This window comes from Pseudomonas sp. NFACC13-1, from assembly GCF_900104425.1.
GTDB lineage: Bacteria > Pseudomonadota > Gammaproteobacteria > Pseudomonadales > Pseudomonadaceae > Aquipseudomonas > Aquipseudomonas fluorescens_AA.
In genome coordinates this window covers 24,769-43,660 of record NZ_FMXV01000009.1, presented here as the reverse complement: position 1 = coordinate 43,660, position 18,892 = coordinate 24,769, and the positions used below count along the sequence as shown (strand labels likewise).

Annotated in this window: 17 protein-coding genes; 12 read left to right on the top strand and 5 right to left on the bottom strand. The window is 61.6% G+C overall.

Translation table 11 applies throughout. The annotated features are described in order from the left end of the window. Nucleotides 1-2: 2 nt before the first annotated feature. The 3 genes from ssuC to BLQ55_RS13630 are packed head-to-tail and all read left to right on the top strand — an operon-like array spanning nucleotide 3 to nucleotide 1,829. Entirely contained in the window at nucleotides 3-785 is a 783-nt protein-coding gene (ssuC, locus tag BLQ55_RS13640; protein ID WP_092203157.1) for an aliphatic sulfonate ABC transporter permease SsuC, read from the top strand. Beyond that, nucleotides 782-1,588 (top strand): aliphatic sulfonates ABC transporter ATP-binding protein, encoded by an 807-nt coding sequence (gene ssuB / locus BLQ55_RS13635; protein WP_092203155.1) that lies wholly within the window; start codon nucleotides 782-784, stop codon nucleotides 1,586-1,588. The genes ssuC and ssuB overlap by 4 nt, the downstream gene beginning before the upstream one ends. A 25-nt stretch (nucleotides 1,589-1,613) precedes the next feature. Then, nucleotides 1,614-1,829, top strand: coding sequence for a TOBE domain-containing protein (locus BLQ55_RS13630; protein ID WP_003177394.1), 216 nt, complete (start codon nucleotides 1,614-1,616; stop codon nucleotides 1,827-1,829). Nucleotides 1,830-1,967: 138 nt separating this feature from the next. Here BLQ55_RS13630 and BLQ55_RS13625 read toward each other — a convergent pair whose 3' ends face one another. Further along, complete coding sequence (locus tag BLQ55_RS13625) at nucleotides 1,968-2,603, bottom strand: TetR/AcrR family transcriptional regulator (RefSeq protein WP_092203153.1); 636 nt, start codon at nucleotides 2,601-2,603, stop codon at nucleotides 1,968-1,970. A 303-nt stretch (nucleotides 2,604-2,906) separates the two neighbouring features. Further along, nucleotides 2,907-4,283 carry a glutamine synthetase family protein gene (locus tag BLQ55_RS13620; protein WP_025216023.1) on the bottom strand — a complete coding sequence of 459 codons (1,377 nt, stop codon included), beginning with the start codon at nucleotides 4,281-4,283 and terminating at the stop codon, nucleotides 2,907-2,909. Between the two features lie 278 nt (nucleotides 4,284-4,561). On the opposite strand from BLQ55_RS13620, the gene BLQ55_RS13615 reads away from it, so the two are divergent. The 8 genes from BLQ55_RS13615 to BLQ55_RS13580 all read left to right on the top strand — a co-directional run bounded on the left by BLQ55_RS13615 (nucleotide 4,562) and on the right by BLQ55_RS13580 (nucleotide 13,724). Beyond that, nucleotides 4,562-5,338 carry a gamma-glutamyl-gamma-aminobutyrate hydrolase family protein gene (locus tag BLQ55_RS13615; protein ID WP_092254405.1) on the top strand — a complete coding sequence of 259 codons (777 nt, stop codon included), beginning with the start codon at nucleotides 4,562-4,564 and terminating at the stop codon, nucleotides 5,336-5,338. Between the two features lie 40 nt (nucleotides 5,339-5,378). Further along, a complete protein-coding gene (locus tag BLQ55_RS13610; protein WP_060740155.1) occupies nucleotides 5,379-6,737 on the top strand; it encodes a glutamine synthetase family protein in 1,359 nt (452 codons plus the stop codon). A 58-nt stretch (nucleotides 6,738-6,795) separates the two neighbouring features. Next, complete coding sequence (locus BLQ55_RS13605) at nucleotides 6,796-8,160, top strand: aspartate aminotransferase family protein (protein WP_092203149.1); 1,365 nt, start codon at nucleotides 6,796-6,798, stop codon at nucleotides 8,158-8,160. Between the two features lie 181 nt (nucleotides 8,161-8,341). Continuing rightward, the gene (locus tag BLQ55_RS13600) at nucleotides 8,342-9,439 is read left to right on the top strand and encodes a polyamine ABC transporter substrate-binding protein (RefSeq protein WP_092254401.1); all 1,098 of its coding nucleotides are present in this window, start codon (nucleotides 8,342-8,344) and stop codon (nucleotides 9,437-9,439) included. A gap of 184 nt (nucleotides 9,440-9,623) precedes the next feature. Continuing rightward, nucleotides 9,624-10,721: a polyamine ABC transporter substrate-binding protein gene (locus BLQ55_RS13595; RefSeq protein WP_060740158.1), complete on the top strand. Its 1,098-nt coding sequence runs from the start codon at nucleotides 9,624-9,626 to the stop codon at nucleotides 10,719-10,721. A 59-nt stretch (nucleotides 10,722-10,780) separates the two neighbouring features. Next, complete coding sequence (locus BLQ55_RS13590) at nucleotides 10,781-11,923, top strand: ABC transporter ATP-binding protein (protein WP_092203145.1); 1,143 nt, start codon at nucleotides 10,781-10,783, stop codon at nucleotides 11,921-11,923. Then, nucleotides 11,920-12,840 (top strand): ABC transporter permease subunit, encoded by a 921-nt coding sequence (locus BLQ55_RS13585; RefSeq protein WP_057449505.1) that lies wholly within the window; start codon nucleotides 11,920-11,922, stop codon nucleotides 12,838-12,840. The genes BLQ55_RS13590 and BLQ55_RS13585 overlap by 4 nt, the downstream gene beginning before the upstream one ends. Further along, the gene (locus tag BLQ55_RS13580) at nucleotides 12,837-13,724 is read left to right on the top strand and encodes an ABC transporter permease subunit (RefSeq protein WP_092203143.1); all 888 of its coding nucleotides are present in this window, start codon (nucleotides 12,837-12,839) and stop codon (nucleotides 13,722-13,724) included. Before BLQ55_RS13585 ends, BLQ55_RS13580 begins: the two co-directional genes overlap by 4 nt. A gap of 481 nt (nucleotides 13,725-14,205) precedes the next feature. On the opposite strand, the gene BLQ55_RS13575 is transcribed toward BLQ55_RS13580, so the two are convergent. After that, complete coding sequence (locus BLQ55_RS13575) at nucleotides 14,206-14,844, bottom strand: HD domain-containing protein (RefSeq protein WP_092203141.1); 639 nt, start codon at nucleotides 14,842-14,844, stop codon at nucleotides 14,206-14,208. Between the two features lie 188 nt (nucleotides 14,845-15,032). Here BLQ55_RS13575 and BLQ55_RS13570 point away from each other — a divergent pair, with 188 nt between their 5' ends. Next, on the top strand, nucleotides 15,033-15,998 hold the full coding sequence (locus BLQ55_RS13570; RefSeq protein WP_092254398.1) for a GlxA family transcriptional regulator: 966 nt from the start codon (nucleotides 15,033-15,035) through the stop codon (nucleotides 15,996-15,998). Between the two features lie 11 nt (nucleotides 15,999-16,009). On the opposite strand, the gene BLQ55_RS13565 is transcribed toward BLQ55_RS13570, so the two are convergent. Continuing rightward, the gene (locus tag BLQ55_RS13565; RefSeq protein WP_092254395.1) at nucleotides 16,010-16,351 is read right to left on the bottom strand and encodes a carboxymuconolactone decarboxylase family protein; all 342 of its coding nucleotides are present in this window, start codon (nucleotides 16,349-16,351) and stop codon (nucleotides 16,010-16,012) included. A 104-nt stretch (nucleotides 16,352-16,455) separates the two neighbouring features. Next, entirely contained in the window at nucleotides 16,456-18,861 is a 2,406-nt protein-coding gene (locus BLQ55_RS13560) for a penicillin acylase family protein (protein WP_092254393.1), read from the bottom strand. Between the last annotated feature and the right edge of the window lie 31 nt (nucleotides 18,862-18,892).

Genomic DNA, 18,892 nt, shown 5'->3' with positions numbered 1-18,892 from the left:
CCATGAAGAAAATCATCCACAACCTCGCGCCCTGGGTGGTGCCGCTGCTGTTGCTGGCGGTCTGGCAACTGTCGGTATCGGCCGGCTGGTTGTCCACGCGGATCCTCCCGGCACCGGTGGCCGTGATCGAAGCCGGGGTCAACCTGGTGCGCAGCGGCGAAATCTGGACGCACCTGGCGATCAGCGGTTGGCGCGCAGCGGTCGGTTTCCTGATCGGCGGCGGCATCGGCCTGACCCTGGGCTTCATCACCGGTTTGTCGAAATGGGGCGAACGCCTGCTGGACAGCTCCGTGCAAATGGTCAGGAATGTCCCGCACCTGGCGCTGATTCCGCTGGTGATCCTGTGGTTCGGCATCGATGAGTCGGCGAAGATTTTCCTGGTGGCCCTGGGCACGTTGTTTCCCATCTACCTCAACACCTACCACGGGATTCGCAACGTCGACCCGGCGCTGGTGGAGATGTCCCGCAGCTACGGCTTGTCCGGCTTCAGCCTGTTTCGCCAGGTGATCCTGCCGGGTGCCTTGCCTTCGATCCTGGTGGGCGTGCGCTTTGCCCTGGGTTTCATGTGGCTGACGCTGATCGTGGCGGAAACCATCTCGGCCAGCTCCGGCATCGGTTACCTGGCGATGAACGCCCGGGAGTTCCTGCAGACCGATGTGGTGGTGCTGGCGATTCTCCTGTACGCCGTGCTGGGCAAATTGGCCGACCTGGCCGCTCGCGGGCTTGAGCGGGTCTGGCTGCGCTGGCACCCGGCGTACCAAGTGAACAAGGGAGGTGTGGCATGACCGCCCAACAACCTGCGCATCTGCTGCGTGGCATCCCGCTGGCGGTGCGCAAGCTGCAAAAAACCTTCGGCACGCGCCAGGTATTGCGCGATATCGATCTGCATATTCCGGCCGGTCAGTTCGTGGCTGTGGTCGGTCGCAGTGGCTGCGGCAAAAGTACCTTGCTGCGTTTATTGGCTGGCCTCGATCAGCCCACCGGTGGACAGCTGTTGGCCGGTTCGGCGTCGTTGAGCGATGCACGGGAAGACACGCGGCTGATGTTCCAGGAGGCACGTTTGCTGCCCTGGAAAAAAATCATCGATAACGTCGGCCTGGGCCTCAAGGGCAATTGGCGCCCGCAAGCGTTGCAGGCACTGGAAGCGGTAGGCCTGGCCGACCGCGCCCATGAGTGGCCGGCGGCGCTGTCCGGCGGCCAGAAGCAACGGGTGGCCCTGGCCCGCGCATTGATTCATAAGCCCCGGCTGTTGTTGCTCGACGAACCTTTGGGAGCGCTGGACGCCCTGACCCGTATCGAGATGCAGCAACTGATCGAAAACCTCTGGCGGCAGCACGGCTTCACGGTGTTGCTGGTGACCCACGACGTCAGCGAAGCGGTGGCGATTGCCGATCGGGTGATCCTGATCGAGGACGGCCAGATCGGCCTCGACCTGGCCATCGACCTGCCGCGTCCACGGGCTCGCGGCTCTCATCGCCTGGCGAGCCTGGAAACCGAAGTCCTCAACCGTGTGCTGTCCTTGCCCGGCCAACCGCCGGACCCCGAACCCGTTTCACCCTTGCCCACGCAGTTGCGTTGGGCGCAATAACTTCATCCAGACAGGAATCGACACCATGACTATCAAAGCCATCAACGTACGCAACCAGTTCAAAGGCACCATCAAGGAAATCGTCGAAGGCGACGTACTGTCGGAAATCGACGTGCAGACCGCTTCCGGCATCGTCACGTCGGTCATCACCACCCGCTCGGTCAAGGAGCTGGAACTGGCGATCGGCAGCGAAGTGATCGCCTTCGTCAAATCCACCGAGGTGTCTATCGCCAAGTTGTGAACGATGCTTCACCCACAGCCCCGGACGGCGTGAGCCCTTCGGGGCTTTTTGGTTTCTTGGCGGTCTGTGATGCGGCTTTGGTGAGGTAGGGAGGGGGCTGCTGCGCAGCCCAGCGGGAGCAAGCTCCCTCGCCACGATTCAGGGCGTTTCACGCTTGGGTAGATACGGCGGCAGGTACAGCCCCAGGTACGCATCGAACACTCGCATGCCCTCTTCGGCCATGCGCGGGGTGATCTGACCGTGCTGCTGTATCGAGCGGGCATAGACGCGGTCGCCCAGCTCCATGGCCAGGGCGAACACATCGACGTCGCCGGGCAGGGGCGGCAGGGCGAAATGGTGGTCGAACACCTTGTGCATCAAGTCACTCAGCTCGAGGTCGTGTTGGCGGTCGGCCTGGGTGACTTCGGTCAGGCCGTGCTGGGCCAGAATCAGTTGGCGAGCGGCGGCGTCCTGGTTGTAGATGGCGAGCATGCGCTGTTCCACCAGCCGTGACAGGTCGTGCCAATGGTTCAGCGCCGCATGATCGATCGGTGCTTGCAGGCCCGCGCGAAAAGCGGCGTGGACGTCGGCGGTCAGGGCTTCGAGCAGGGCCGGGACGCTGGCGAAGAAGTGGTACACGGAAGAGGGCGGGATCCCGGCGCGCTCGGCGACGCTGTAGATCGACAGGCTGGCCACGCCTTCGGCGGCAAGCAGCGTACGGGCGGCATCGAGAATGGTGTCGATCCGTGCCTGGCTGCGTGCGCGGGGTTTGCGGGGTGTGGCGATGCGTGTCATGAAGCTCTCCTGCGGGGCTGCCGGGCATTGTACGAGCCGGGTCCGGTGTTGTCTTCCCGGCTGCCTTGCTCTCACAGGGGGATGGCGGTGGGACAGGCACTGATGAGTGTTGACTGAAAGGGCCCCATCGCGAGCAAGCTCGCTCCCACAGGGGATGGCGGTGGCCGGGATGTTGAAGGCATCACCTAACACAGTGTGGGAGCGAGCTTGCTCGCGATCCGCCGAAGGCGGCCATCCACCCAAGTGCAAAAAAAACGCCGCAGCCCCGAAGGCCTGCGGCGTTTCTTTTTTTACCGCAACCGCTTACACGGTATGCAGGTACCAGTTGTACTCGAGGTCGGAGATGGAGTGTTCGAACTCCTCCAGCTCGCTCTCCTTGCAGGCCACGAAGATATCGATGTATTTCGGATCGATGTACTTGGCCATGACTTCACTGTCGTCGAGCTCGCGCAGGGCATCGCGCAAGTTGTTCGGCAGGCTTTGCTCGTTTTGCTCGTAGCTGTTGCCTTCCACCGGCGCACCGGGCTCGATCTTGTTGACCAGGCCATGGTGCACGCCCGCCAACACGGCCGCCATCAGCAGGTACGGGTTGGCATCGGCACCGGCGACGCGGTGTTCCAGGCGCACGGCATCGGCCGAACCGGTCGGCACGCGCAAGGCCACGGTGCGGTTGTCCAGGCCCCAGGTCGGCGAGTTCGGCACGTAGAACTGTGCGCCGAAACGACGGTAGGAGTTGACGTTCGGGCAGAGGAAAGCCATCTGCGCGGGCAGGGTCTCGAGCACACCGCCGATCGCGTGACGCAGTGCGGCGTTCTGCTCGGGATCCTCGCTGGCAAAGATATTCTTGCCGTCTTTATCCAGAATCGAAATATGGACGTGCAACCCATTGCCCGCTTGGCCCGGATACGGCTTGGCCATGAAGGTGGTGTCCATTTCATGGTCGTAGGCGATGTTCTTGATCAGGCGCTTGAGCAGGACCGCATAGTCGCAAGCCTTGATCGGATCGGCCACGTGGTGCAGGTTCACTTCGAACTGCGCCGGGGCACTTTCCTTGACGATGGCGTCGGCGGGAATGCCTTGCTCCTTGGCCCCTTCCAGAATGTCCTGGAGGCAATCGACGTATTCGTCGAGGTCATCGATCAGGTAGACCTGTGTCGAATGTGGGCGTTTGCCGGAAATCGGCGAGCGAGGCGGTTGTGGGCGTCCATTCACGTTCTCCTGGTCGATCAGGTAGAACTCCAGCTCGAATGCGGCGCAGATGGTCAGGCCCAGTTCATCGAACTTGGTCACGACCTGGCGCAGGACTTCACGCGGGTCGGCGAAGAAAGGTTCGCCTTCGAGTTCGTGCATGGTCATCAACAGTTGCGCAGTCGGGCGCTTCTGCCAAGGCTCGTTGCACAGGGTGTCAGGAATTGGATAACAGATCCGGTCAGCATCACCGATGTCCAGGCCCAGGCCGGTGCTTTCCACCGTAGAGCCATTGATATCCAGAGCAAATAAAGAGGCCGGCAGGTTGATGCCTTTCTCGTAAACCTTGTGGAGGCTGGTGCGTTCTATGCGCTTGCCGCGCACCACACCATTCATATCCGCAATCAGAAGGTCAACGTACAGAACCTCAGGATGTTCCTTAAGGAACGCGTTCGCTTCGTTAAGCTGAACGGCACGCGGGGGTACCGACATGATGCAACACCTTTGTTGTTAAAAATATCAATCATTGATCTCTTCGAAAGCCAGTCAACCCGAACGGCATGCCGAAGTCAAGCAGGGCCTTTTTTGCCCTAAAAAAGCACCTGCAGGGCTTTTTTGAGGCAATTTAGGGCGTTTTTTTCCCTTTAGGGGCCTTGGCGCCCGCAGGCTTGAGCGGGCCGTGTTGTATTTTTTACGGGGGTGTTGTGTAAAAAAATGAACAAGGCTAAGCTCGATTCAAACCCATAACAGCAATAATACCGGGGTGCTTCATGTCTCGCCTGCCGTTAATCGGCGTCACCACCTGCTCCAGGCAGATCGGTCTGCATGCTTATCACACCAGCGGCGATAAATATGCCCGGGCTGTCGCGACAGCCGCCAAGGGCTTGCCAGTGCTGGTCCCGTCCCTGGCGGATCTGTTCTCTCCGTCCGATATTCTGGACGCCCTGGACGGCATTCTTCTGACCGGCTCTCCTTCCAATGTAGAACCTTTTCATTATCAGGGCCCAGCCAGCGCGCCGGGCACTGCCCATGATCCTGCGCGGGACGCCACCACCCTGCCGCTGATCCGCGCCGCTGTCGAGGCGGGCGTCCCGGTGCTGGGCATTTGTCGTGGTTTCCAGGAGATGAACGTAGCCTTTGGCGGCAGCCTGCATCAGAAAGTTCATGAAGTCGGAACGTTCATCGATCATCGTGAAGACGATACTCAAGCGGTGGAGGTCCAATACGGTCCGGCCCACGCCGTGCACATCCAGCCTGGCGGCATACTGGCAGGCCTGGGGCTGCCCCAGTCGATTGAGGTCAACTCGATCCACAGCCAGGGCATCGAGCGCCTGGCGCCCGGGCTGCGGGCCGAAGCGGTGGCGCCCGATGGCCTGATCGAGGCTGTTTCAGTGCCAGAAGGCAAGGCTTTTGCTTTAGGTGTGCAATGGCACCCTGAATGGGAGGTAAGCTCTAACCCGCACTACCTTGCGATTTTCCAGGCATTTGGCGATGCCTGCCGAGCAAGGGCAACACAACGCGACGCGGATGCGTCAAACAACGCCTGACGACTAATAGCCGTCAGGAAACTCACGCCTAGAGGCATTTATGAGTAACAACCTCGACCAGCTCACCGATTGGTTGAAAGACCACAAGATCACAGAAGTCGAATGCATGATTGGCGACCTGACCGGTATCACCCGGGGCAAGATCTCGCCGACCAACAAGTTCATCGCCGAGAAAGGCATGCGCCTGCCCGAGAGCGTTCTGCTCCAGACCGTTACGGGCGACTATGTCGAAGACGACATCTATTACGAACTGCTCGACCCGGCTGACATCGACATGATCTGCCGCCCGGACGAGAACGCTGTGTTCCTTGTGCCCTGGGCCATTGAGCCCACCGCCCAGGTCATCCACGACGCCTACGACAAGCAGGGCAACCCCATCGAGCTGTCGCCGCGCAACGTGCTCAAGAAAGTGCTCAAGCTCTATGCCGACAAAGGTTGGCAGCCTATCGTCGCGCCGGAAATGGAGTTCTACCTGACCAAGCGCAGCGACGACCCGGACTTTCCGCTGCAACCGCCCATTGGTCGCTCCGGCCGCCCGGAAACCGGTCGCCAGTCCTTCTCGATCGAAGCGGCCAACGAATTCGATCCGCTGTTCGAAGACGTCTACGACTGGTGCGAACTGCAGGAGCTGGACCTCGATACCCTGATCCACGAGGACGGCACGGCGCAGATGGAAATCAATTTCCGTCACGGCGATGCCCTGTCCCTGGCCGACCAGATCCTGGTGTTCAAGCGCACCATGCGCGAGGCGGCACTCAAGCACGACGTGGCCGCCACCTTCATGGCCAAGCCCATGACCGGCGAGCCGGGCAGTGCGATGCACCTGCACCAGAGCATCATCGACAAGGAAACCGGCAAGAACGTCTTCTCCAATGAAGACGGGACCATGAGCGATCTGTTCCTGCACCATATCGGTGGCTTGCAGAAGTTTATCCCCGAGCTGTTGCCGCTGTTCGCCCCCAACGTCAACTCGTTCCGCCGCTTCCTGCCGGACACCTCGGCACCGGTGAACGTGGAATGGGGCGAAGAGAACCGCACCGTGGGCCTGCGCGTGCCGGATGCCGGGCCGCAGAACCGTCGGGTGGAAAACCGCTTGCCGGGCGCCGACGCCAACCCGTACCTGGCGATTGCCGCCAGCCTGCTGTGTGGCTTCATCGGCATGGTCGAAGGCATCGACCCGAGCGCGCCGGTGGTGGGCCGTGGCTACGAACGCCGCAACCTGCGTTTGCCGCTGACCATCGAAGACGCCCTGGAACGCATGGAAAACAGCACCACCATCGAGAAATACCTGGGCAAGAAATTCATCACGGGCTACGTCGCGGTCAAGCGGGCCGAGCATGAAAACTTCAAGCGCGTCATCAGTTCGTGGGAGCGGGAATTCCTGCTCTTTGCCGTCTGAAGCGCCGGGCGAGGCTGCGTCAGGCAGCTTCGCCCCCACCGATAACAGGAGAATTCGCATGACCCGCAATAACCCGCAAACCCGTGAATGGCAGGCCCTGAGCAACGATCATCACTTGGCGCCGTTCAGCGATTTCAAGCAGCTCAAAGAGAAAGGCCCGCGCATCATCACCCACGCCAAGGGCGTCTACCTCTGGGACAGTGAAGGCAACAAGATCCTCGACGGCATGGCCGGCCTCTGGTGCGTGGCCGTCGGTTATGGCCGCGAGGAACTGGCTGACGCCGCCAGCCAGCAGATGCGCGAACTGCCGTACTACAACCTGTTCTTCCAGACGGCCCACCCGCCGGTGCTGGAATTGTCCAAAGCCATCGCCGACATCGCCCCTGAAGGCATGAACCACGTGTTCTTCACCGGCTCCGGCTCCGAGGGCAACGACACCATGTTGCGCATGGTCCGCCACTATTGGGCGATCAAGGGCCAGCCGAACAAGAAAGTCATCATCAGCCGCAAGAACGGTTATCACGGTTCGACCGTCGCCGGCGCGAGCCTGGGCGGCATGACCTACATGCACGAGCAGGGCGACCTGCCGATCCCGGGCATTGTCCACATCGCCCAGCCTTACTGGTTCGGCGAAGGCGGCGACATGAGCCCCGAGGAGTTCGGCGTGTGGGCGGCCAACCAGTTGGAAGAGAAGATCCTGGAGATCGGCGTGGACAACGTCGGGGCCTTCATCGCCGAGCCGATCCAGGGCGCCGGTGGCGTGATCGTGCCGCCGGACAGCTACTGGCCGCGCATGAAGGAAATCCTCGCCAAGTACGACATTCTGTTCGTGGCTGACGAAGTGATCTGTGGCTTCGGCCGTACCGGTGAGTGGTTCGGTACCGACCATTACGGGTTGAAACCGCACATGATGACCATCGCCAAGGGCCTGACCTCCGGCTATATCCCCATGGGCGGGCTGATCGTGCGCGACGACGTGGTCGCGGTGCTCAACGAAGGCGGTGACTTCAACCACGGGTTTACCTACTCCGGTCACCCGGTGGCCGCGGCGGTGGCCCTGGAAAACATCCGCATCCTGCGCGACGAGAAGATCATCGAGCGTGTCCACAGCGAAACGGCACCCTATTTGCAGAAGCGTTTGCGGGAACTGAACGATCATCCGCTGGTGGGTGAAGTACGCGGGGTCGGTTTGCTGGGGGCGATCGAACTGGTCCAGGACAAGGCCACGCGCAAACGCTACGAAGGCAAGGGCGTGGGCATGATCTGCCGGCAGTTCTGCTTCGATAACGGGCTGATCATGCGCGCGGTGGGCGACACCATGATCATTGCGCCGCCGCTGGTGATCAGCAAGGCCGAGATCGATGAATTGGTGACCAAGGCGCGGCAGTGCCTGGACCTGACGCTCAATGCGTTGCAGGGCTAAGTGCTAGGCTCTGAGCGGGGTGCCTGCAAGGGCCTCGCCCAGCGTGAACAAAAGGCTGGGCTTGTGTTGAAAGCCTGCCCTGTAACTTGCCAGACTACCGACTGTTCAAGTTGCCCGCGAGCCGGCTACTGAACGTGGCTAAAAAGAATAACCGGAGCATCAATCCATGAAGGCATTAGGTATGAAGATAGCTGGCAAGACCCTCCTCGCCATGTCCCTGATGGGCATGATGGCGGGCGCCGTCCAGGCGGACGACAAAGTGCTGCATGTCTACAACTGGTCCGACTACATTGCACCGGACACCGTCGCCAAGTTCGAGAAAGAAACGGGGATCAAAGTCGTCTACGACGTGTTCGACAGCAACGAAACCCTGGAAGCCAAGTTGCTGGCCGGCAAGTCCGGTTATGACATCGTGGTGCCGTCGAACAACTTCCTGGCCAAGCAGATCAAGGCCGGGGTCTACCAGGAGCTGGACAAGTCCAAGCTGCCGAACTGGAAGAACCTGGACACCGACCTGCTCAAGGCCGTCGGCGATGCCAGCGACCAGGGCAACAAGCACGCCTTCCCTTACATGTGGGGCACCATCGGCATCGGTTACAACCCCGAGAAGGTCAAGGCCGCATTGGGCGTCGACAAGATCGATTCCTGGGACACCCTGCTCAAGCCCGAGAACATCGCCAAGCTCAAGAGCTGCGGCGTGAGCTTCCTCGATTCGCCAACCGAAATGATTCCGGTGGCCCTGCATTACCTTGGCTACCCGACCGACAGCCAGGACAAGAAGCAACTGGCCGAGGCCGAAGCACTGTTCCTCAAGTTGCGTCCATCGATCGGTTACTTCCACTCTTCCAAATACATTTCCGACCTGGCCAACGGCAACATCTGCGTCGCCGTGGGTTACTCGGGTGATATCGAGCAATCCAAGAGCCGTGCTGCCGAGGCTGGCGGCAAAGTGAAAGTGGCCTACACCATTCCCAAGGAAGGTGCCGGTTCGTTCTACGACATGGTCGCCATTCCCAAGGATGCCGAAAATGTCGAGGCCGCTTATAAATGGATGAACTTCATCATGCAGCCGGAAATCATGGCGCAGATCACCGACAGCGTGCGTTTCCCTAACGGCAACAAGGCCGCCACCGCGTTGGTGGACAAGGAAATCTCCGGTGACCCGAGCATTTACCCATCGGACGAAGTGAAGGCCAAGCTGTACGCCATCAGCGATCTGCCGCCTGCGACCCAGCGGATCCTGACCCGCAGCTGGACCAAGATCAAATCCGGTAAATAAGCCGGTCTGAAGCATCCTCCTGTTGTCGCTGGCATCGCGGCGGCGGCAACAGGAGCCACTCAATAACTAAAAGTTTTGCTGGATCGGTTTATCGAGGGTAAGTTGCGCGCCGGTTTTGTTGCAGGGTCCATCGTGGCCAAGTAACGGGGGCAACTTGGGCCCAACTATTTAAGAGGACCTCCACGTGCCAGTCTTTTCTTTGTTACGCAACGCCTTGCTGGTCGGTGCCGGCCTGACGCTCGCCGTCAGTGTCCAGGCCGCTTCCACCGTGCATATTTATAATTGGTCGGACTACATTGGCGAGACCACCCTGGCGGATTTCGAAAAAGCCACTGGCATCAAGCCGGTGTATGACGTGTTCGACTCCAACGAAACCCTGGAAGGCAAGTTGCTGGCCGGGCGTACCGGCTACGACGTGGTCGTGCCGTCCAACCACTTCCTGGGCAAGCAGATCAAGGCCGGGGCGTTCCAGAAGCTCGACAAGGCGCAGTTGCCCAACTACGCCAACCTCGACCCTGTGCTGCTCAAGCGCCTGGAAAAGAACGACCCGGGCAACCAGTACGCCGTGCCTTACCTCTGGGGCACCAACGGCATCGGTTATAACGTCGAGAAGATCAAGGCGGTCCTGGGCGTCGAGAAGATCGATTCGTGGGCCATGCTGTTCGAACCGGAGAACATCAAGAAGCTCTCCAGCTGCGGCGTTTCGTTCCTCGACTCGGGCGACGAAATGATCCCGGCGATGCTCAATTACCTGGGCCTGAACCCCAACAGCGAAGACCCCGAAGATTACAAGAAGGCCGAGGCGCAGTTGCTCAAGATCCGGCCTTACGTGACCTATTTCAATTCCTCCAAGTACATCTCCGACCTGGCCAATGGCGAGATCTGCGTGGCGGCCGGTTTCTCCGGCGACATCTTCCAGGCCCGCGCTCGTGCCAGCGAGGCCGGCAAGGGCGTCAACATCGCCTACGTGATTCCCAAGGAAGGCGGCAATCTCTGGTTCGACATGCTGGCGATCCCGCGTGACGCCACCAACGTCAAGCAAGCGCATGCCTTCATCAACTATGTGCTCAAGCCTGAGGTCATCGCCCAGGTCAGCGACGTTGTCGGTTATGCCAACCCGAACCCGAAGGCTGGCGAGCTGATGGACCAGAAGGTTCGCACCGATGAAGCGGTTTATCCACCGCAAGCGGTCGTCGACAAGCTCTACGTCAACTCCGAGTTGCCGCCCAAGATCCAACGCCTCATGACCCGCAGCTGGACCAAGGTCAAGTCGGGTAAATAACCTCAACACTCTTGTTCGTCCGCGTGGGGCGAACTGCAAATTCTGTGGGAGTTTCGTAAATGGCAGTTGCCTCCGGCGCCTATAAGAAAGCCCTCGAGGGCGACCAGACACCCAAGCAGGTGCTGGTCAAAATCGACCGGGTCACGAAGAAGTTCGACGAGACGATTGCCGTGGACGATGTGTCCCTGGAAATCAAGAAGGGCGAGATCTTCGCCTTGCTCGGCGGTTCGGGATCGGGCAAATCCACCTTGCTGCGCATGCTGGCCGGTTTCGAGCGGCCCACCGAGGGGCGGATTTTCCTCGACGGTGTGGACATCACCGACATGCCGCCCTATGAGCGGCCGATCAACATGATGTTCCAGTCCTACGCCCTGTTCCCGCACATGACCGTGGCACAGAACATCGCCTTCGGCCTGCAACAGGACAAGATCCCGAAGGCCGAGATCGATGCCCGCGTGGCGGAGATGCTCAAGCTGGTGCAGATGAGCCAGTACGCCAAGCGCAAGCCACACCAGCTCTCCGGCGGCCAGCGCCAGCGTGTGGCCCTGGCCCGTTCCCTGGCCAAGCGCCCGAAGCTGTTGCTGCTCGACGAGCCGATGGGCGCGCTGGATAAAAAACTGCGCTCGCAGATGCAATTGGAGCTGGTGGAGATCATCGAGCGGGTTGGCGTGACCTGCGTCATGGTGACCCACGACCAGGAAGAGGCCATGACCATGGCCGAACGTATCGCGATCATGCACCTGGGCTGGATCGCCCAGATCGGCAGCCCGATCGACATCTACGAGACCCCGACCAGCCGGCTGGTCTGCGAGTTCATCGGCAACGTCAACATCTTCGAGACCGAAGTGGTGGAGGACGCCGAAGGCCACGCGGTGCTGACCTGCAAGGACCTGGACCGCAACATCTACGTCGGCCACGGCATCAGCACCTCGGTGCAGGACAAGTCCGTGACCTACGCCATTCGCCCGGAAAAACTGCTGGTCACTTCCGAGCCGCCGACCTGCGAGCACAACTGGTCCAGCGGCAAGGTCCATGACATCGCCTACCTGGGCGGCCACTCGGTGTTCTACGTCGAGCTGCCGAGCGGCAAGCTGGTGCAGTCCTTCGTCGCCAACGCCGAACGCCGTGGCCAGCGCCCGACCTGGGGCGACCAGGTGTTCGTCTGGTGGGAAGACGACAGCGGCGTGGTGCTTCGCTCATGAACATGCGCAAACTCAAACGCCGACTCGATCGAATAACGCCCGGTGGCCGCCAACTGGTCATCGGGGTGCCCTTCATCTGGCTGTTCCTGTTCTTCATGCTGCCGTTCTTCATCGTCCTGAAGATCAGCTTTGCCGAAGCCGACGTGGCCATCCCGCCGTACACCGAGATCTACAGCTACGTCGACCAGAAGCTGCAAGTGCTGCTCAACCTCGCCAACTACGCGATGCTGAGCGAGGACGAGCTGTACATCGCCGCCTACCTCGGCTCGCTGAAAATGGCCCTGATCAGCACGGTCTTGTGCCTGTTGATCGGCTACCCGATGGCCTATGGCATCGCCAATGCCCGCAAAGAGATGCAGACGGTGCTGGTGCTGCTGATCATGATGCCGACCTGGACCGCGATCCTGATCCGCGTCTACGCCTGGATGGGCATCCTCAGCAACAACGGCTTGCTCAACGGCTTTTTGCTGAGCATGGGTTGGATCAGCGAACCGCTGCAGATTCTCAACACCAACCTGGCGGTGTATATCGGGGTCGTCTACTCCTACCTGCCGTTCATGATCCTGCCGTTGTACGCCAACCTGGTGAAACATGACGCCAGCCTGTTGGAAGCCGCGTCGGACCTGGGCTCGAGCACCTTCAACAGCTTCTGGAAAATCACCGTGCCGCTGTCCAAGAACGGCATCGTCGCCGGTTGCATGCTGGTGTTCATCCCCGTGGTGGGCGAGTTCGTGATCCCGGAACTGCTGGGCGGCCCGGAAACCCTGATGATCGGCAAAGTGCTGTGGCAGGAATTCTTCAATAACCGAGACTGGCCGGTGGCATCCGCCCTGGCGGTGGTGATGCTGGCGATCCTGATCGTGCCCATCATCCTGTTCAACCGCAGTCAGGCCAAAGAAATGGAGGGCAAGGAATGAAGCGCTTCAGTTTTTCAAGCCTGATGCTGGTGCTGGGTTTGCTGTTCATCTACGCACCGATGCTGATCCTGGTGATCTATTCGTTCAACGCCTCGAAACTGGTGACGGTGTGGGGCGGTTGGTCGGTCAAGTGGTACGTCGGCCTGCTGGACAACAGTCAGTTGATGGGCTCGGTGGTGCGCTCGCTGGAAATCGCCTGCTACACGGCGATTGCCGCGGTGGCCCTGGGGACGCTGGCGGCCTTCGTGTTGACCCGCATCACCCACTTCAAGGGCCGCACGCTGTTCGGCGGCCTGGTCACCGCGCCGCTGGTGATGCCGGAAGTCATCACCGGCCTGTCGCTGTTGCTGCTGTTCGTCGCCATGGCGCAGATGATTGGCTGGCCCCAGGAGCGTGGCATCGTCACGATCTGGATCGCCCACACCACGTTCTGCGCGGCCTATGTGGCGGTGGTGGTCTCGGCACGCTTGCGTGAGCTGGACCTGTCCATCGAAGAGGCGGCCATGGACCTCGGTGCCCGGCCGTGGAAGGTGTTCTTTCTGATCACCATCCCGATGATCGCGCCGTCGCTGGCGGCGGGGGGCATGATGTCCTTCGCGTTGTCCCTGGATGACCTGGTGCTGGCAAGCTTCGTCTCCGGCCCCGGCTCGACGACCTTGCCGATGGAAGTCTTCTCGGCCGTGCGCCTGGGTGTGAAGCCGGAGATCAACGCCGTGGCGAGCCTGATCCTGTTGGCGGTGTCGCTGGTGACTTTCCTGGTCTGGTACTTCAGCCGCCGCGCCGAAGAGAGTCGCAAGCGCGCGATCCAGCAAGCCATCGAAGAAAGCGCTGCCGACTCCTGGAAACAACCGGAAGTCCGCCGGGCCGAGACCGCACCGGTCTAACCCGACACAGCTCTACCTGTGGGAGCGGGCTTGCTCGCGAAAGCGGTGTAACAGTCAATGAAGAGATTGACTGTCAGGCCGCCATCGCGAGCAAGCTCGCTCCCACAGTTTTTTGGGGCGCCTACAAATCCGCAGCCAAACGCAGACCCCCATTGTGGGAGCGAGCTTGCTCGCGATGGCGGCGTGACAGTCGACGAAAAGGTTGAATGCCAGTCCGCCTTCGCGAGCAAGCCCGCTCCCACAGTTTTTTTGTGTCGCCTACAAATCCGCAGCCGAACGCAGACCCATTGTGGGAGCGAGCTTGCTCGCGATAGCGGTGCGACAGTCGACGAAAAGGTTGAGTGTCAGTCCGCCTTCGCGAGCAGGCTCGCTCCCACAAGTTTTTTGGGTTGCCTGTAAGTCTGCGAACCGCCGTCATTCCGATGTGGGAGCGAGCCTGCTCGCGATGGCGGTGGTACGGCCAAAGAACAGGCGAGGCAGGTTATGAGCTCCAAGGCGATGTACGGATGATTTCGACAAAGTTCATTGGCTTGAACCCAGGTTCCTGATCCACCAGCACGTCGGTCTTCACGTTGCCAAAGGTGGTCTGCGGACGATGCCGCAAACCGTCGGCGAAGGCGCAGATGATGCATTCCTTGAACCCTTCCCCGCGCGGATGAGCATGCACCACGGCGTCTCGCTGCGCTGCCGGGAACGCGGCGTAGTCCATGCCCAGCACGTCCATCTCCACTCCGGCGGTCACCAGGGCGACGGTGGGGCGCAGGTGTTTGGGCACGCCTGGCGTGGTGTGCAGGGCGATGGAGAGCCATACCTGTTCGATATCGTCATCACTCAACCCGTAGGGCTTGAGAAACGCTGCGGCCGCGTTCGCACCGTCCACTTCGAAACGCTCATCGTCGCTGCGATGACCTGCCACCAGGCCCAGGTCGTGGAACATCGCCCCGACATACAGCAACTCCGGGTTGTAGGCCAATTGCCGACGCTGGCCACTCAAGGCGCCGAACAGAAATACCCGGCGAGAGTGGTGGTACAGCAAGTCGGACTCGATATCGCGGATGTATTCGGTGGTGGCCCGGGCGAGGGTACTGTCGGGGATCTTGATGCCGGCGATGCTGTTCATGCTGTTCTCCTCTTGACGATGGGCCAGTGCGGCGCCGAGGGTTTCAGTCTGTTCGCCGGGAGGTAGTCGAACAATGTTCCCATGGCTGCGATCCTTGCCAATAAGCCTGGGTTTCGTGCCAGGGTGGCTTGCGAGACGCGAATTGGCTAGGGTGCTGGAGTCGTTCCACTCGAAGGCAAGCGAGCACCATGCAGAAAGTCGTCGCCGTCGTGGTATTCCCAGGCGTCCAGGCGCTGGACGTTACCGGGCCCATGGACGTGTTCAGCGAAGCCAATCGGTTCCTGGTCGCCGAGGATCATTATCGGCTTGAAGTGATCGGCGTCGAACAGGGCGCGATATCTTGTTCCAATGGCTTGTCCCTCAATCCCCATCGGCACTTCAGCGCCGCTTCGCAGGCGTACGACCTGCTATTGGTGGCGGGCGGACCGCAGTTGCCGTTGATGCACCTGGGCGCGGTATTCGATGCCTGGCTGCGGGAAGCCTGCGGGCGGGCGCGGCGCTTTGGTTCGATCTGCAACGGCGCTTTCATGCTGGCCCGGGCCGGATTGCTGGAGGGGCGCACCGCCACCACCCATTGGGGTGACGCCGCGGCGCTGGCGCAGCTGTGTCCCTCGACCCGGGTCGAAGCGGATCGTTTGTACGTGCAGGATCGCCAGCTCTACACCTCGGCCGGGGTGAGCGCGGGGATCGACCTTTCCTTGTTCCTGCTGGCCCAGGACCATGGCCCGGACGTGGCCCTGAGTGTTGCCAAGCGGCTGGTGGTGTTTACCCAGCGCTCGGGCGGGCAGTCGCAATTCAGCCCTTTTCTCGCACCCCACGCTGAGCCGACGTCCACCGTGGCCCAGGTCCAGGCGTATGTCCTGGCGCACCTGAACGGTGACCTGACCATCGCCGACCTGGCCAATGCCGCGAACATGAGCCCGCGTAACTTCTCTCGGGTGTTCACCCGGGAAGCGAAGATCACGCCGGCGGAGTTCGTCGAGCAGGCCCGGGTGGACGCGGCGCGGGTGATGCTGGAAAGCACCCGCGCCCCGCTCAAGACCGTGGCTTGGCAATGTGGCTTTCGCGATGCCCAGCACATGCGCGGCGTATTCAATCGCAGGCTGGGTGTGACGCCGCAGCAATTCAGGCTGAATTTCGCTGCGCTGGCGTAGGTGTCAGCCGCTCACTCCTTCAACGCGTCATGGGCCTCCAGGGCTCGCAGGGAATAGATGTACGCCGCGCCGGCATTCAATGACACGGCGGTGGCCAGGGTGGCGGCGATTTCTTCGCGGGTGGCGCCGGCCTTGATGGCGGCGTCGGTGTGTACGCCAATGCAGCCGTCGCAGCGTGTGGTGATGGCCACGGCGATGGAGATCAGCTCGCGGGTCTTGGCATCGAGCACGTTGTTTTCAGCCGCGGCTTCGTCCAAGGCCATGTAGGCCTTGACCATCTTCGGATTGCTCTTGCCCAGGGCGCCAAAGGCGCTCTTGATGGTGGGCAGCAGTTCGGACCAGTTATTGAACATAGCGTTGACTCCTGTGAAAGAGGCGGGGAGGTGAGCCCCTTTAGTCTTGACCATCCGTGACGATCAAGCCCGGTTCAGTGATGAAAAAGATCTGCACGCCCGGTTCAGGGCGCCCGGGCCGGCAGCAGCTTCAGGGTTGCGCGGGTATTGGCGACCACTTCTTCCTCGGCCAGGTGCGCCTGGTAATAGACCCCTTCGATGTACGCCTCGGCCTGATCCTCGTAATGCTTGTCGAACGGCACGCCGCTCTGGCCGACGGGATTGATGGTGACGCTATGGCTTGGGTCGGCGAAGTCGATGATGCGCCGGGTCGAAGGCCCGTACGTCACCGGCCACGGCGCCGGGCCGATCCTGGCGGAGAGATTGTTAGGCACTTCATGGGTACCAGGGGCGGCAAACGGCCCCACGTTGAAGACACGGTCCAGCGGTTTTTGCTGGCCCAGCGGATGACCATGGGTCAGGGTGTGAGCCTTGCCCCATTGCCATTGCGTGGCATCGTCGCCCAGGGTGGCCCGCAGGTGCGCCAGGCTTTTCTTCCAGGCGACGCTCACCGTGTCGGCACGGGTTTCCGTGCCCAGCGTCGTGCGGTCATCCCACCAGGGTGAATCCTTCGATGCCGCCAGGCGTGGCAGGGCCGCGTCGATCACCCGGGTCGACAGCGCGGTGTCGAAGAACCCATCGCCCAGTTCATCGTGCAGGGCGGCGTCGGCCAGGTTGAACAGGAACTGGTTGAACAGCGTGGCGCTGATGGAGTCCAGCGGATAATCGCCTTGCCATTGGGCCAGTTGCTCCACCCATTTGCGTTCCTGCGGGTCGCTGACCACTTCACGCAGCACCGGCAACAACGGCGCGAGCACGCGAGGGCCGTAGGCGGTGGTGGTGCCCAGTTGCAGTTTCTGGGTGGTCTGGATGTCCCATTTCGCCTGCTTGTCGCTGAGCTGCTGGTTGAGTTGCTGGCCGCGGTCGGCGGGGTTGTAGTAACCGGGGATCTCGATGCCGCTGGCCGGCACCGGCTGGAAGTTGGCCGAGACGATATAGCCCCGCGCCGGGTTCTCTTCCTGAGGGTTGCTGCTGAACGGATAGAAACCTTCCTTTTCCGACTCCGGGCTGCTGCCATCGAGGATGAACCCGGGCTTCACGCCGGCGGGGCGCTTGGGCAGTTGCGCGGCGGCCCACCAGCCGATATCGCCCTTGGCATTGGCCCACACCACGTTCAGCCCGGGGGCGTGGATCTCGGCCGAGGCGCCACGGGCCTTGGCCAGGGTGTCGGCGCGGTTGAGCTGGTAAAAGGCGTCGAGGATCGGATTGCGACTTTCCAGGAACCCCCACCACATGGCGACCGGGGTCTTGCCGGCGTTCGCACCGAGGGCATCGTTGACGATCGGACCGTGGGGCGACTGGCGCAGCACCAGCGTCACCGGCGCCTGGCCCTTGACCGCGATCTGCTGTTCGCTGCGGGTCATGTCCACCCATTGGCCGCGATACCAGACCTGCTCGGGATTGTCCGGGTTGACCTTTTCGGCGATCAGGTCCAGGTCGTCGTTCTGGAACATGGTGATGCTCCAGCCGAAATCCTTGTTCATGCCCAGCGTCGCAAAGGGCATCAAGGCCTGATAGTGCCCGTAGAGTTCGAAACCCGGCGCGGACAGGTGCGCCTCGTACCACACCGACGGCGTGGAAAAACGGATATGCGGGTCGCCCGCCAGCAACGGCTTGCCGCTGTGGGTACGGCTGCCGGCGACCGCCCAGGCGTTACTGCCCTCGAACTGCGGCAGGCCGTTTTCCGCCAGGGCCTGTTCGCTCAGGCGGGCCAGGGCATTGAGGTCTTTCCAGTCGGCGGTGGCCAGGGGCAGGCCGCGCTTGGGGCCGTCGGCCAGCACGCCCTGGGGCTGCCAGTCGAGGTCGAAGATGTTCAGGTACTCGGCGCCCAGTTGATCGCGCACGTAGGTCAGCAGCGGTTCGGTACGGAACGCCGCCGCGAAGCTGTAGGCCATGTAGCCGGTGATGCTCACGGTGTCTTCGGCCGTAAAGGGGCGCTTGGGAATGCCCAGCACATCGAACTCCACGGGCCGGGTGTGGCTGTCCTGGTAGGCGTTGATCCCGTCCAGGTAGGCCTGCATGGCGACCCAGGCCGGAGATTGCGGGTCTTGTTCGGTCACATAGGCCGCGGCGCGCTCGCGAATGCGCAGGCTGCGCATCAGTTTGTCGGTGTCGAGCAGCTTCGGCCCCAGCACCTCCGCCAGTTCGCCCCGGGCGAGACGACGCATGATCTCCATCTGGAACAGCCGGTCCTGGGCATGGACATAGCCGAGGGCGCGGTACAGGTCGGTTTCGTTCTCGGCGCGGATATGCGGCACCCCACGCTCGTCGTAGCGCACCGTCACCGAGCCCTGGAGCCCTTGCACCTGCATCGTGCCCTGGCGGGTGGGCTGCTTGCTGTAGAGGTAGCCGCCCGCGACGATGATGGCGGTGACGACCAGTGACAGGAAGGCGATGAGGGTGCGTTTCATGGTGATTCCTTATTCTGATGACAGCGGTTCC